Below are 14,504 nucleotides of genomic sequence, written 5' to 3'. Positions count from 1 at the left end.
GATTTTAATATTCTATAAAATTCTCTTCCCTTTACAGGAAGAGAATATATTGCTCTGCTCATATATTCATTCGTTTTTACAAATAGTTAAGCAGAGCTACAAAATTTTATAATTTAAGTTCCTGAATTAACTGTTTAAAATCATTTCCTAACTTAGGGTGTTCAACTCCATAGTGTAGTACAGCTTTTAAATAGCCAATCTTACTACCACAATCAAACGTTTGACCTTGCATACGATAAGCTTCAACAGTATCTGTTTCTTGAAGCATTGCAATTGCATCAGTTAACTGAATTTCATTACCCGCACCTTTCGGCGTGTTCTCAAGTAATTGCATAATCTTGGCAGGTAACACATAGCGGCCAACCACAGATAAGTTTGATGGTGCAGAGCCTACTGCAGGCTTTTCAACAATACCCTGCATAGCAATACTTTCGCCTTCATTTGGACTATGTTTTACATCCACAATCCCATATTGATCCACTAAATGGTCTGGCACTGCTTCAACCATGATTTGAGCAGCTTGGCTTGAGTTATAGCGAGCAATCATACGAGATAGATCATTTTTTCCAGAGCTATCTTTCACTAGTACATCTGGTAATAGCACTGCAAAATCAACTTGACCAACAACACTCTTTGCACATAAAACAGCATGCCCTAGGCCTAAAGGCTGAGGTTGTCTAACACTTACTACACTCACATGCTCAGGCACAATTTGAGTAATCTCTGCAAGTAAATCGAATTTTTTCTTTTGCTCTAGAGTGGTTTCCAACTCAAAGTTACGATCAAAATAATTTTCAATTGATGCTTTCGATGAATGAGTAACCAAAATAATTTGCTCAATTCCAGCTTCTACCGCTTCTCGTACTACATATTCAATTGCAGGACGATCAACAACGGTAACCATTTCCTTTGGAATAGACTTACTTGCGGGTAGAAAACGTGTACCTAAACCGGCTACTGGTAAAACTGCTTTTTTAATCATAAGAAAGATTTCAAGATATAAAATTTACTTAACAGAAGAATCAATATTTTCTTGGGTATCATTACCTTTAAATAAAGATGGCCCAACATGCCCTGGAGCATTGATTCCTTCACGTTTTAACATCACTTTGACTGTTTTAAACATGATTTTGAAATCAACCCAAATGTTGTGGTTATCTACATACCATACATCACACTTAAATCGTTCTTCATAATCAAGTTCATTACGACCACTTACCTGAGCTAAACCCGTCATTCCTGGGCGAACTTCTAAACGACGAGCTTGTTCGGGTGAATATAAAGCAACAAAGTCTTTTAACATTGGACGCGGACCCACTACGCTCATGTCACCTTTCAGTACATTAATGAGCTGCGGCATTTCATCCAGACTAGTTGAACGCAATTTTTGACCAAATGGTGTAATACGAGCTTCATCTGGCAATGGATTTCCTTGAGCATCAAATGCATCTTTCATAGAACGGAACTTAATCATTTTAAATAATTTTCCGTCCTTACCAGGTCTTTCTTGGTAAAAGAATATTGGTGAACCTAAATTTTTACGGACTTTATAAGCAACTATCAGAAATATTGGCGACAGAACAGTTAAAGCTATTAAAGAAATGACTATGTCTACTAAACGCTTCATATTTTCATTCACTCATTTTTTAATATCTTTACGAAGAAAGGTATTATAAATTGTACCTAATAAATTCGCTGGTAACAGTCTAAACGCAGACCGTACCAGAAACAGCATGTTAGCATATAGAGGATTTTGTAACTTTAGTTGTTTTTTTAAATCTAGTAACTGTTTTTCACTTTTAATATATTGTAAACCTTTGCGGCGACCATGCATACCATTATCAATACGTGCATAGACCAATACATCTGGTAAGTTCTCAATTTTATACCCTTTAGCAATCACCCGTAAAAAAAGGTTATAGTCTTCCATCCATAAATGATGTTGATAACCACCAACCTCAAGGATATGTGACTTTCGATACGTAATAGTCATATTATTAAACGGACTTTGCTTTTTTGCATAATTTCTTAACTCCTCATTTGATAGAGGAACTTTACGCATTCCTACCGGATTTCCAATATCCTCAATAAATTCAAAAATTTGTCCTCCAACAATAGAAATTTCAGGATTTTGTTGTAAAAATTTAATCTGTTTTTCAAAACGTTCAGGGACATAAATATCATCTGTATCAACAATAGATACAATGTCATAATTACATTCTTGTAATCCAATATTTTTTGCCTTTCCTGTACCTACATTTTTCTCAAGTTTAGTAACTCGTAAAACATTCCCAAGTTTTTTTTGCCACTGAGCAATTACTTGATCTAATTCAGGAGTTAAAGGGCCATCTTCGATTAAAACAATTTCTGTAGGTTTTAAAGTTTGATTATCCCAAATGCTTTCCATACAAGTATTGAAATGTTCCGGTTGTTCTTTATGATAAATAGAACTTAATACAGAAAACATAAAAATTTATCCTTCTAAAACCTTTTCAATCCAGATATTTAAAATCTGTTCAGGCTGATATTTTTTGGAATTTAACAATGAACTTTGAGAAAACTGTTCTAATAGCTGAGGAGATAAAGCAAGTTTTAAAATCGCTGCAGCTAACTCTTCCACATTTTGATCTTCAACTAAAAAACCGTTTTTACTATCGCGAATGACATCACTTGGACCATAAGGACAATTATATGACACAATAGGTAAACCGAAGCTCTGAGCCTCAATTAGCACCATTGGTAAACCTTCATATTTGGATGACATTACAAAAAAGCTAGATTGTTCATAAACTTCTTTTACATTTGAGGTACTACCCTTCAAACTCACATTTTTAAGAGAATGTTGTTTAATATAATCTTGCAACATCTCCTCATGCTCACCTTCACCATAAATATTAAGCTTCCAATCCGGAATAGATTGATATATTTTCTTCCAAGCTTGAAGTAAATGAATATAGTTTTTCTGATCAGTTAAACGGCCAATCGTTACAATTTGTTTATTATTATTTTGTGGTTGCGAAGCGATAGAAAAGGGAGAAAAATTAGGAATGACAATTACATTTGAATGAAACTTATCAAATTGTTCTTTATCATTTTGGGTTAGTGTTACCACTTGATCAATATTACGATATAAGAACTTACTTAGAATTTGTATTTTTTTAGGGCGACTAATAAAAGAAACATGTTCCAAAACTACTAATTTCTTTATATTTGGAACAAAAGCACATAGTAGGGATAATTTACCCATATTATGTACAACTACAACATCATAATTATTAGAAGAAATCTGTTTTTTAAGCTTTTTATAAAACTCAAATAAACTGCCAGATAAAGCAATTACTTCTACATTATCTGCAATTGGGTAAGCTGCATTTTCTTTTATAGATTCCCTATTCAAAAGAGTAATATTATAGCTTCCTATTGCTGCCATTTTATTAGCCAGCTCAACTGCAACTCGTTCAGAACCAGATTTACTCTTCAAAGAATTAATTAAAAAAAGAATTTTCATATCTTAACTCAATGGTAGGAAATAGTTATTTTTTATAAACTCTGAAGCTTGGAATGTCCATGTAACATAAAAAATCACTAAAAAGTATAATAAAAAATATATATACAAATAAATTTTATTTAATCTACTACTTAGTAACATAGGCATTAGAAAAACTTCAATTAGTAAAAATGTATTTGATAGTCTACCACTTAATATACCAAAATCATAAAAAGCCACGCGTAATGACAAACCAACTGTAAAAATAAATACAAAAAAAACTATAAATTTATTTAATAACAACCTATTATTCAATAATAAAAAAATTAAAAAGAATTCTATATAAAATTTTATATTCGAAAGTGAAAAAAAGCCAACACTTTCAGCATAATCAGTAGTAGAATAGGCCTCTAATCTTTGAAAATAATCCATAGCAGCGTCTAAAAGTATAAATCTTGCCACAATAAATCCGAAAACTAAAATCAAAATATTAATTATAAAAAATTTAAAAACTGAAGTATTTATTTTCAAAAAATTATTAAAGAAAAGATAAGAAATAAAAATAAGAATAAATGCTAAAGAACTTTGATGAAACAATATAGCCAAAATAAAAAAAACCAATGAAATATATTTTTTACCAGATAAATATAAAACACTACCGTAAATAACCAATGGAATAGCAAAACCTTGCCTAATTTGCATAAACTGTTGCATCATAAAGAAACCAGTGGGCAAATAATACAACATTACATATAGAAATTTGATTTCTACTAATCTAGATATTCTATAAAAAGTAAAAAAAGTAAAAAAAGAAAAAATGGTAAAAAGAACTACAGGAGAATCTGAAAACAAGGAAATAATTTTACTATATAACCCCCAACCAATCTCTACTCCTGTTTCATTATAAAAAAGAGAAAAATTTGTAAGATCATAGGATCCTATATTCTTAAAAATCATATAATATGTAATTGTATCATTAGTATTCCCCCTAAATCCTACAAGTAATGATAAAAATGAGGAAAGAATTAAAAAAATGAGCAACTCTTTTCTTATTTTTAAACTCACATTATCACCTTAAGAAATAGACTTCAAATACAACTTACATTTTATACTAGACGAAATAAAGAATGTATTAATTTTACATGGTTTAACTCTTTTCTTCCAGAAGTTGTTCATACAATTCTTTTAGAAGAATTTTCTTATCAATAAATTTTATTGCGGCTTGCTTTACTTCAGATTTACTGACTTTTCTCATTAAATGGGCAAAAGACAAGATATCAACAAATTTTGGTTCTCCAAATTTATAGTATTCAAATTCCTCTGGAAATATATCCTTATGACCAGAATAAATAGGCAAACCATAATTTAAGTATTCCCTTACTTTTAATGTACAGGCTTCTTTCATTCCTTTTCTAAATAAACCAAATGATGCTAGCCCAATCCACATTTTTGACATCAATTGTGAAATTTCGATATTATTCAAATGTCCATGTAAGATGACACGACTATCCTTCTTTGCTAAAAGTTCATCCTCCACACTAACATCGCCAACTATATGCAATATAAAATCATCATTTATCGAACTTAGATTGTGAAGCAATAAATCTAAACCATGCCAACCATTAAAATAGCTAGCAATAAAAACAATTTCTGGAATATTATCATTACGGTCATCTAAAATAATATCATGTTGACTTATAATTCCATTAGGATAAACTATTTCTTTTTTAAACTTCCCATTAACTCTTGAATTTTCATATAGAAAAATTTCTTTAGTTACTGCAACAATCCCTTTTGAATAAGAAATAGATTTTTTACCAAAATAAATTTCCATCAAACTTTTGATTTTAGTTTTAACTCCATAATTATATGAATAAAGTTCATCTATTTCAAAAGTATGATGCATAATATATACAGGTTTGATCATTTTTCTTATAAAGAATGGCTCAAATGGATCACATAAACTATGCCTAATTATAAGCACATCATACTCTTGCATAATCCCTTCTAGCCAAGAATAATAAGACTTTTTCGCTTTAAACCATTTTTTTAACTCTCCCCCCATAATATCATTACATACTGTAACAATTTCATTATTATGAAATCCATTAGGATTTTGTACAAATAAAATGGATTTCCAAGAAATCCCAAGCTCTTTAGCAGCCTCTTGTTCCCAATACATTTGATTAACAATACCTGAGGAAGCATCTTTCATATAAGCAGCATGTAAAATTTTCATATAAAGACCGGAAAAGTTAAACTTATATATTATAACTAAATATTAGCACCTACGACATCATTATTAGGTACATTAATAACAAGATAACATATTAAATACCAATAGTATAAACACTCTTAATTTTATCATTATAATAATCAATAGAATGTTCTTTTTTAATACGATTCAATGATTCAACACCTTTATTAATAACAACATTAGGATTTTCATATGCACTGAGAATATGCTTCTTCAACTGATCAATAATAGTTCTTCTGCATAAGTCTTTCTTTGAATAAGAATCAACTACAATCTCACCATATTTATTTTTATCAACATTAATTAACCAACCAATATCGTTATTATTAATTTCCGACAATGCTCTAACATCCGTTGAAATTACAGGGCAACCACAAGCTTGGAACTCTAAAACAGAATATCCAAATGTATCTGCCCATGTCGGTAAAAGGCCTATATGATGCTCTCTAATCATTTCAATTACTTTATTATTGTCCACATTAGAATATATTTTAATATTTTTTCTGTTCATAATTATGGTATTAATATTTTTTGAAAAATCAGAATCATCTTGATAAATACCAAAGGAATAATTATGGGTCCGATTTAAAATTCCTACAACTGTCAACATAATTTCATTTTCAGAAATTATCCCCTCTTCAAGTAACTCATTAATCGCTAATATACATTCTGCACCACCCTTTAAATAAAAATCATTTCCAACGAAAATTAATTTTAATGGTTTTAAGACTTTTTCTTCAATCTCATGTTGAGTAGTATATATTTTTTGAGGAGGGTACAAAACGAACATTTTTTTTTCAATCTTATCTCTTACTTTTGGATAAGCTTTTAGAATATCTGATTGAATTTTTTTTGCGCTTTTTGACAATGCAATAACACCTAAACAATTATCCCTTGCAACAACTTCCAAATATTTATTTATTTCATCATTATAAATATATTCAGGATTCAAATTCTTATGATTACTCAAAATATCCAAAAACCGTGGTAACATTGTCTCGAAAGTAACCACCCATTTATTATTTGTTAAACAAATATCATTAAAAGAATGTATTACATCTACATTTTTTACAGAAATAGGTTTAAACAAAAAACGATGAAAATAATTCTTAATGACTGGTATATTATTAAAATAATAATAAATATTATATTTTTTTAAATTTATATAGTCATTTTCCTGCGAAGTTGTAACACATCTAATTTCCGGATAATTAAATTTTGTCAATCCAATTTTCATATAGTAACCTTAAAAAATAGTTAAATTCACTATCTAAAAAAACATATAAAAATTTTTAGATAGTTCAGCTTTAAATAAACATTTAAAATCAACTTGAGAAACTCAATCCAACCATTCATCTAAATAAAGCCATAATAAATTGATATCTTATACCTAATATTATTATAACTTTACTATTACTTAATCTCCTTAATAATTTTTGCAGGCACTCCAGCAATTACGATATTACCCTGTTTAAAACTTTTTGTTACGACTGCTCCAGCAGCAACTATTGTTCCATTACCTAAAACAACACCTGGCAAAATTACACTATTCATGCCTATCCAACATTTGTCACCAATAACTACATCTTTGCCTTCTGTATGGCTTTCCAAATCAGCAAGATCATGATTTGAAGTAATTATTCCAACATTTGGAGCAATATAAGAACCTTTACCAATATATATGTGAGCACTAAAATTTTGAAAATACGTTCCAGGTGATTGAAAATTATTTAAATCATCTGGATGAAAGTGAATGTTATAAGGATTTGAAATCGAACAAGTTAAAGCCGTAGGAAAAGGGGTAGGCTTGCTTAATCTCAGTATATTTTTCACCCAAATAGATCTTACAGCCCAAACATAACCACTTAAACTTTTAGAAAAAAAGCGTCCTTCTAAGTATTTTCTTTTAAAAAACAAATTTAAAAATAGACGAATACAAGGCAATATAAAATAGATTAGTTTCCGAAGTTTTTTTTTCATAGACCCAACACTCTTAAAGTTATATTCACCATTACGCCCAATGAAGTTATAAATATTAATAAGAAACCAACTTTCTTAACCAATAGAATATGATCTTTAACTTCAAGGCCAGCAGAATTAGAAAAAACGATATAACAAATTCCATAAAATATCCCTCCTGAGATTGCATATGCCTCTAATAAATAGGTAGGATTTAAATAGAACTGTCCATATAATATACCTATACGTAATATAAAACCTGTTAGAGTCAATAAAAGCATTTGTTTCTGACGACCAACAATATGCATAATCATTGATATAGGTGAAGCTATTAGTTGGAAAGCAAACCACGGTATCATCCAGCTTATAATTAAACCGACCTTTTCCCATTCGTAGCCAAATATATATTTAGCCAAGATGGGGCTAACTAGACCTATAAAAATTAAACTACTTACACCATATTTAAATAAATTTTCCAATATATTTGTAGTGTAATGAGCAATAGTTTTTTCTTGCACAGCCGCAGGGGCATGAGCTAAATATACTTGCGAAACTGCCCCGCCAATTAACTGAATAGGCACCGCCAATACTTGCATTGCTATCATTAAATAACCAGCTTCAGAACCTAAAGCAAGTGTAGCAATAATAATTATAGGAAGTTGAGCTCCTGCAGAGTTAGCTAAAGAATCAAGAGTTGAATATTTAGGGAATTGATCATTTTTTTTAAAAACATTATACAATTTTATAATTGTTATATTTCTTATAAAAACTTCTGATTCCTTCCAAAAGTTCTTAGCTAACTTTCCGATCCCGAAGGAAACCTTAATAATTTGACCGAGAGCTAGCCCCAAAGCTGCTGTACCCCAAAACCCCAATATTATTTGTGTAGCTACCCCACTTATCGACTGTACAACTCTTGTTCTAGCAATTACAGTAAAATTTTTCTTTCGGGTAGCCCAATATTGAAGCGCTGTATATATTCCTGAAAAAAAAACGCCCAAAGGGATTAACCAAATTATATGATTAAAATTAGGTTTTTTTAATAAAGAAATAATTTCTACATGAAATACCCAAATTAAAAGTCCAGTTAATATACTGATAGCAAGATTACTAATTAATGCCAATATAACTAATATTGCTGCTTCCTCATCTTCAGAAGGAATTGGTATAGCAATTTCAAAACGCAAACAGCTAGCTACTGTCACAATACCTAATATAGATGCATAAACAGCAAATATAGAAAAATCACTAGGACTATATAATCGTGTTATAAAAGGCAAAGCTATTATAGCCAAACCTTGAGCAAAAGCTGTACCTCCGACTAGGACTGACACGGCTTTTAAAAAGCCTCCCTGAGCATTTAACCTCATATTAATCTTTTCAAAAAGGCTTTTCACAGCTTAATCAACCAAAAGCCTTAACAATTTTTAATTGATCATCAATAACTAAGTAGGGATGCATAGGTAAGCTCATTACTTTCTCCGCAATCGCATCTCCAATAGGGAGATGAATGTCACTATCCGCTACAGCAGGTTGCTTATTAAGTGGTATTGGATAATGCACTGCTGTTGGAATACCTTGAGCTTTTAATTTCTCTTGTACTTCTGCACGGTTATCAACCTGAATCGTATATTGAGCCCATGCACTGGTATTATACGATTCAATATACGGCGTAGTATGAATCCCTACATCGTTAAATAGTCGGTTATAAACTTCCGCTACTCTTTGACGTGCTTGCATTTCATCATCCAAAATTTCTAATTTTGGTAATAAAATTGCTGCCTGCAAGGTATCTAAGCGGCTGTTCACACCAACACGGATATGGTGATAACGCTTATCTTGTCCATGACGTGCAATCTGACGAATCACTTTAGCTAGTTCATCATCATTGGTAAAAATAGCGCCACCATCACCATAACAACCTAATGGTTTACTTGGGAAGAAACTCGTACAAGCAACTGTACTTAGGTTACAGCTTTTACGACCTTTATATGTGGCCCCAAAGCTTTGGGCAGCATCTTCAATTACAGGGATACTATACTTTTTAGCAATTGCATTGATTGCATCAAAGTCTGCACATTGGCCATATAAACTCACAGGAATAATAGCCTTAGTTCGAGGTGTAATTGCAGCTTCTAATTTTTCAATATCTAAATTATAAGTCTTCGGATTTACATCAACATATACAGGTTTTGCACCTAAGAGTGCAACTGTTTCAGCAGTAGCAATATAAGTAAAACCTGGTGTAATCACTTCATCACCAGGCCCAATACCGAAAGCCATTTGTGCAATTTGCAGGGCATCTGTGCCATTTGCACAAGTAATACAGTGCTTAGCACCCACATACGAAGCTAGCTTTTCTTCTAACTCAATTACTTCCGGCCCTAAAATGTATTGACCATGTGTCAATACATTTTGAATACCAGCATTAATTTTATCTTTAATTCGATTTTGTTGTGCTTTTAAATCAATAAAGTCAATCATATTAACCTTGCTTTGTTAGTGTTGTTCCATCGAGTTGATAAACCGCTCCTGTATGAGAACAGATAGCCTGAGCTTGTCCCTGCAAAGGTAAATCAAGCTGTTCACCAAATTCACTCATCCAACCGATTTGTTTAGCAGGTACACCCACCATCAGCGCATAAGCAGGAACATCTTTATTAACAACTGCACCCGCCCCAACGAAAGCATAAGCACCTATAGTAATGCCACAAACAATGGTACAGTTTGCACCAAGCGTAGCGCCCTTTTTCACCAAGGTGTCTCGGTATTGATCTTTACGCTCAATGAGGGAACGCGGGTTATAAACATTCGTAAATACCATGCTTGGGCCACAAAAAACCCCTTCTTCCAAAGTAACATTATCGTAAACCGATACATTATTTTGGACTTTACAATGGTCACCAATTACAACTCGGTTACCAACAAATACGTTTTGACCTAAAGAAACACCCTTGCCAATTTTGGCCCCACCACAGACATGAACAAAATGCCAAATACGCGAACCGTCACCAATTTGTGCACCATTATCGACTATCGCAGTTTCATGTTGATAAAAGCTCATGCTTTTTTCACCTTTGCTAATAGTGGATGTGGATTTTCAGGATTTTCAATAATTGGAGAAACTCGGATCACCTCGACCGTTTCAATTGCCGCGCGGTTCTCCTCAACACCGTAGCCTTTACCTTCTAATACACGTTGATAGCTCTGAGTATGTAAATCGGTAAAACCACCAGAGAATTCAAGTTCTTCATTTTCAATAGTAATGCTACGGTAAGTTAATTTTTCACCTTGCACCGCATTTTCTGGTAGATTATTAGCATCAATTGATAAGAACCAACGTACACGTGCACGCTCATATTCTAAATAACCAGATGCAGTTTTCTCATCGCGATAATGCACTTCATTTTTTACAATTTTTCCAAAAATAAAATGCAACATATCGTAGAAGTGCACACCAATATTTGTCGCTACACCACCAGATTTGTTATCAACGCCTTTCCATGACTTTAAATACCATTTACCACGAGAAGTTAAATAGGTAAGGTCAACATCAAATACTTTATGGGCTGGGGCAGCTTGAACTTTATCACGCAGTGCAATAATAGACGGGTGTAAGCGTAGTTGTAGAATCGAGTTTACTTTCGCACCATATTGCTTTTCATATTCAGCTAGCATATTTAAGTCTTCTGAATTCAAAACTAATGGCTTTTCACAAATAACGTCTATACCATTTTTTAAAGCATATTTCATATGTGGCGCATGTAAATAATTAGGTGAGCAAATTGCTACATAGTCTAGCTTTTCACCTTTTAACTTTTGATCTTCTACATATGCTTCAAATTCTTCAAATTCTGTAAAAAACTCAGCCTCAGGAAAATGACTATCCATAATCCCAACAGAGTCATTTACGTCCATCGCAACCGCTAAAGTATTACCAGTTTCTTTAATTGCTTTTAAGTGACGCGGTGCGATATAACCAGCAGCACCAATTAATGCAAATTTTTTCATGTTTAAAACTTCAATTTAATATAAATAAAATTAGAGACGGAATACAGTAAAACCAACATCTGACATTTGTGTACGGTCAAAAAGACTCTTCACATCAGCTAAAACTGGTTTTTCAGCTTTTACGTAGCTACGTAATTCACTGGCAGAAAGAGAACGGAACTCACTATGGCCTACTGCGACAATCAAACTATCAACTGGATTTTGAGCATTCACGGTACCAAGCTCAACACCATATTCATGCTTAACTTCTTCTGCATCAGCCCAAGGGTCTGCAACCACAACCTGTGCACCCCAAAATTCGAGCTCTTTAATTAAATCGGCTACTTTACTATTACGAATATCAGGACAGTTTTCTTTAAATGTGACACCTAATACCCCTACTTTTGAGCGCGGTACATCAATACCATTTTGAAGCATTAGTTTAATCGTATTACGAGCAACATAGCGCGCCATATTGTCATTAATACGACGACCAGCAAGAATTACCTGCGGATGATAACCTACCTCTTCTGCTTTATGGGTCAAGTAGTAAGGGTCAACACCGATACAGTGTCCACCTACCAGACCAGGACGGAAAGGTAAGAAGTTCCACTTACTACCCGCTGCTTCCAACACATCTAAGGTATCAATACCAATACGGTCAAAAATTACCGATAGCTCATTAACCAAAGCAATATTTAAATCACGCTGAGTATTCTCAATAACTTTTGCTGCTTCTGCGACTTTAATACTAGAAGCTTTATGAGTACCTGCAGTAATAATGCTGGCATACACTGCATCCACCGTATTAGCTACTTCTGGTGTGCTACCACTCGTAATTTTTTTAATTTTGGTTAGTGTATTAACCTTATCTCCCGGGTTAATACGCTCAGGACTATATCCTGCAAAAAAGTCCTGATTAAATTTAAGTCCCGATACTTTTTCCAATATTGGAATACATACTTCTTCAGTAGCACCTGGATATACCGTTGATTCATAAACAACAATATCGCCCTTTTTTAGAGCTTGACCAACTGTCTCACTTGCCTTTTTTAAAGGGGTTAAATCTGGTCGGTTAACTTGGTCCACAGGTGTAGGAACTGTTACAATAAAAAAATTACTCGTTTTTAAATCATCTAAGTTTGCACTAAAACTTAATTGTTCTGCTTTTTGAAGCTCTTCTGGAGAAACTTCTAAAGTATGGTCTTTTCCACTCTTTAATTCATCAATACGATTTTGATTAATATCGAATCCAATTACTGGCCCTTTTTTGCCAAACTCAACTGCCAATGGCAAGCCTACATATCCTAAACCTATAATCGCTATTCTTAAATCGGCAAGTTGCATAAAAGTTAGCCTTTTTCCTTACAAGATTGTATCTATTAAATATATGTTGCATGTTAACTGGATATAGTCGAGCGTAACTATAGCAGTTTTTTTTTATTCTCCGTAATGCAATTGTATAAAAGTGTTTACAGCATTTACTAATAAGACGGTTTAATTTTTTTGAAATGTTTTTCATATTTAGTGTTAAACTTTTTCAACGGAAAAATAGCCGTTCGGATAAACTAAACATACAAAGCACTACGATTTTTCGATGTTTTTTGATTTCTTTTCAGCTAGAATCTGTGCATCCTGCGTTTAATAGACACTTGTTAATACGCAGTAGAAAATATCAATTAAAGATAAATACACAAAGGGTCGCGTGTGAAGTATTGCCAGTTTTTCTCTGTTCTTGCTTTAAGCTTAAGTGCTGCCAGCTGTGCGGTTACTTCCGGTTTACAAACTTATGATATTCCTAGTGAGGGTGTTTATAAAACGGACCTCGGAACTACAGTTAATGTAGTTAAAATTTCTCAAGAAACATTACCGGCAATTCAGCCTGCTCAAATTGACTATCAACGCGACTACGCATCATTATTTAAAACGCAGCAGTCTATTTATCGTTTAAGCCCTGGCGATATTCTTTCTATTCAGCTTTGGGCATATCCAGAAATTACTCCTCCAGTTAATGGTATTAGCAGCGAACAATCTATTCAAGCCAATGGCTACCCAATCGATCAGAGTGGTTATATTCAGTTTCCGTTGGTTGGACGCTACAAAGCTGCTGGTAAAACACTTGCTCAAGTCAACCGTGAGTTACACAACCAACTCGCCCGCTTTTTAAAAAATCCTGATGTTATTGTTCGCGTGCTTTCATATGAAGGGCAGCGCTTCTCTGTTCAAGGTAGTGTTACCAAAGGTGGCCAATTTTACCTAAGCGATCAACCGGTGAGTATTTATACTGCATTAGGTATGGCAGGTGGCGTCACTACGACAGGTGATAACACTTATATTCAACTGATTCGGAATGGCCGAACTTATAACCTAAATACGATTGATTTAGAGAAAGCAGGCTATTCACTTCATAAACTTCTGGTTCAGCCAAACGATACTATTTATGTAAGCACACGTGAGAACCAAAAAATTTATGTGATGGGTGAGTCAGGTAAAAATCAAGCTTTACCAATGCGTGATCAAGGCATGACTTTAACTGATGCTTTGGGTGAAAGTTTGGGCATTAATCCAAACTCTGCAAGTGCAAGCCGTATATATGTTGTACGGACTAATCCAAATGATCATGTTACTGAAATTTATCATTTAAATTTAATGAGTCTCGGTGATTTCGGCTTAGCCAATCAATTTAGACTACGTAGTAATGATATTGTTTATATTGATGCGACTGGCTTGACACGTTGGCAACGTGTGGTTAATCAGATTATCCCGTTCTCAAATGCTTTATATAACATAGACCGTTTGGGACAATAATTT

General features: G+C 33.1%; 14 protein-coding genes. 1 reads left to right on the top strand and 13 read right to left on the bottom strand.

The genetic code is table 11. From position 1 onward, the window contains the following. Window positions 1-106: 106 nt before the first annotated feature. The 13 genes from galU to tviB all read right to left on the bottom strand — a co-directional run bounded on the left by galU (window position 107) and on the right by tviB (window position 13,040). The gene (gene galU / locus GO593_RS06905) at window positions 107-982 is read right to left on the bottom strand and encodes a UTP--glucose-1-phosphate uridylyltransferase GalU (RefSeq protein ID WP_000591441.1); all 876 of its coding nucleotides are present in this window, start codon (window positions 980-982) and stop codon (window positions 107-109) included. Window positions 983-1,006: 24 nt separating this feature from the next. Continuing rightward, a complete protein-coding gene (locus GO593_RS06900; protein WP_000826956.1) occupies window positions 1,007-1,627 on the bottom strand; it encodes a sugar transferase in 621 nt (206 codons plus the stop codon). 12 nt (window positions 1,628-1,639) lie between these two features. Next, window positions 1,640-2,467, bottom strand: coding sequence for a glycosyltransferase (locus tag GO593_RS06895; RefSeq protein ID WP_000493225.1), 828 nt, complete (start codon window positions 2,465-2,467; stop codon window positions 1,640-1,642). Window positions 2,468-2,473: 6 nt separating this feature from the next. Beyond that, on the bottom strand, window positions 2,474-3,508 hold the full coding sequence (locus tag GO593_RS06890; RefSeq protein WP_000697210.1) for a glycosyltransferase family 4 protein: 1,035 nt from the start codon (window positions 3,506-3,508) through the stop codon (window positions 2,474-2,476). Between the two features lie 3 nt (window positions 3,509-3,511). Then, complete coding sequence (locus GO593_RS06885) at window positions 3,512-4,552, bottom strand: EpsG family protein (RefSeq protein ID WP_000053677.1); 1,041 nt, start codon at window positions 4,550-4,552, stop codon at window positions 3,512-3,514. Window positions 4,553-4,634: 82 nt separating this feature from the next. Continuing rightward, on the bottom strand, window positions 4,635-5,726 hold the full coding sequence (locus GO593_RS06880; protein ID WP_000697420.1) for a glycosyltransferase: 1,092 nt from the start codon (window positions 5,724-5,726) through the stop codon (window positions 4,635-4,637). Window positions 5,727-5,817: 91 nt separating this feature from the next. Continuing rightward, the gene (locus GO593_RS06875) at window positions 5,818-6,981 is read right to left on the bottom strand and encodes a glycosyltransferase (RefSeq protein WP_000690116.1); all 1,164 of its coding nucleotides are present in this window, start codon (window positions 6,979-6,981) and stop codon (window positions 5,818-5,820) included. Between the two features lie 176 nt (window positions 6,982-7,157). After that, the gene (locus GO593_RS06870; protein WP_000728108.1) at window positions 7,158-7,724 is read right to left on the bottom strand and encodes an acyltransferase; all 567 of its coding nucleotides are present in this window, start codon (window positions 7,722-7,724) and stop codon (window positions 7,158-7,160) included. Beyond that, the gene (locus tag GO593_RS06865; protein ID WP_001238749.1) at window positions 7,721-9,073 is read right to left on the bottom strand and encodes a lipopolysaccharide biosynthesis protein; all 1,353 of its coding nucleotides are present in this window, start codon (window positions 9,071-9,073) and stop codon (window positions 7,721-7,723) included. Before GO593_RS06865 ends, GO593_RS06870 begins: the two co-directional genes overlap by 4 nt. 34 nt (window positions 9,074-9,107) lie before the next feature. Then, on the bottom strand, window positions 9,108-10,187 hold the full coding sequence (locus GO593_RS06860) for a DegT/DnrJ/EryC1/StrS family aminotransferase (protein WP_000564784.1): 1,080 nt from the start codon (window positions 10,185-10,187) through the stop codon (window positions 9,108-9,110). A 1-nt stretch (window position 10,188) separates the two neighbouring features. Beyond that, window positions 10,189-10,767: a UDP-2-acetamido-3-amino-2,3-dideoxy-D-glucuronate N-acetyltransferase gene (wbpD, locus tag GO593_RS06855; protein ID WP_000011808.1), complete on the bottom strand. Its 579-nt coding sequence runs from the start codon at window positions 10,765-10,767 to the stop codon at window positions 10,189-10,191. Then, window positions 10,764-11,714: a Gfo/Idh/MocA family protein gene (locus GO593_RS06850; protein WP_000712681.1), complete on the bottom strand. Its 951-nt coding sequence runs from the start codon at window positions 11,712-11,714 to the stop codon at window positions 10,764-10,766. Before GO593_RS06850 ends, wbpD begins: the two co-directional genes overlap by 4 nt. A gap of 30 nt (window positions 11,715-11,744) precedes the next feature. Beyond that, window positions 11,745-13,040, bottom strand: a complete 1,296-nt coding sequence (tviB, locus tag GO593_RS06845; RefSeq protein ID WP_001175092.1) for a Vi polysaccharide biosynthesis UDP-N-acetylglucosamine C-6 dehydrogenase TviB — start codon at window positions 13,038-13,040, stop codon at window positions 11,745-11,747. A 360-nt stretch (window positions 13,041-13,400) separates the two neighbouring features. On the opposite strand from tviB, the gene GO593_RS06840 reads away from it, so the two are divergent. Next, window positions 13,401-14,501, top strand: a complete 1,101-nt coding sequence (locus GO593_RS06840; RefSeq protein ID WP_000872595.1) for a polysaccharide biosynthesis/export family protein — start codon at window positions 13,401-13,403, stop codon at window positions 14,499-14,501. Window positions 14,502-14,504 lie beyond the last annotated feature (3 nt).

The sequence above is a fragment of the Acinetobacter baumannii genome (genome assembly GCF_009759685.1).
Taxonomy (GTDB): domain Bacteria; phylum Pseudomonadota; class Gammaproteobacteria; order Pseudomonadales; family Moraxellaceae; genus Acinetobacter; species Acinetobacter baumannii.
Note: the sequence above shows the minus strand (reverse complement) of the source record. Positions and strands in the feature narration are given on the sequence as shown.

Bases quoted from the DNA above. Each gene is read 5' to 3' on its own strand.
- galU (WP_000591441.1), bottom strand. From the start codon at position 982: ATGATTAAAAAAGCAGTTTTACCAGTAGCCGGTTTAGGTACACGTTTT.
- GO593_RS06900 (WP_000826956.1), bottom strand. From the start codon at position 1,627: ATGAAGCGTTTAGTAGACATAGTCATTTCTTTAATAGCTTTAACTGTT.
- GO593_RS06895 (WP_000493225.1), bottom strand. From the start codon at position 2,467: ATGTTTTCTGTATTAAGTTCTATTTATCATAAAGAACAACCGGAACAT.
- GO593_RS06890 (WP_000697210.1), bottom strand. From the start codon at position 3,508: ATGAAAATTCTTTTTTTAATTAATTCTTTGAAGAGTAAATCTGGTTCT.
- GO593_RS06880 (WP_000697420.1), bottom strand. From the start codon at position 5,726: ATGAAAATTTTACATGCTGCTTATATGAAAGATGCTTCCTCAGGTATT.
- GO593_RS06875 (WP_000690116.1), bottom strand. From the start codon at position 6,981: ATGAAAATTGGATTGACAAAATTTAATTATCCGGAAATTAGATGTGTT.
- GO593_RS06870 (WP_000728108.1), bottom strand. From the start codon at position 7,724: ATGAAAAAAAAACTTCGGAAACTAATCTATTTTATATTGCCTTGTATT.
- GO593_RS06865 (WP_001238749.1), bottom strand. From the start codon at position 9,073: ATGAGGTTAAATGCTCAGGGAGGCTTTTTAAAAGCCGTGTCAGTCCTA.
- GO593_RS06860 (WP_000564784.1), bottom strand. From the start codon at position 10,187: ATGATTGACTTTATTGATTTAAAAGCACAACAAAATCGAATTAAAGAT.
- wbpD (WP_000011808.1), bottom strand. From the start codon at position 10,767: ATGAGCTTTTATCAACATGAAACTGCGATAGTCGATAATGGTGCACAA.
- GO593_RS06850 (WP_000712681.1), bottom strand. From the start codon at position 11,714: ATGAAAAAATTTGCATTAATTGGTGCTGCTGGTTATATCGCACCGCGT.
- tviB (WP_001175092.1), bottom strand. From the start codon at position 13,040: ATGCAACTTGCCGATTTAAGAATAGCGATTATAGGTTTAGGATATGTA.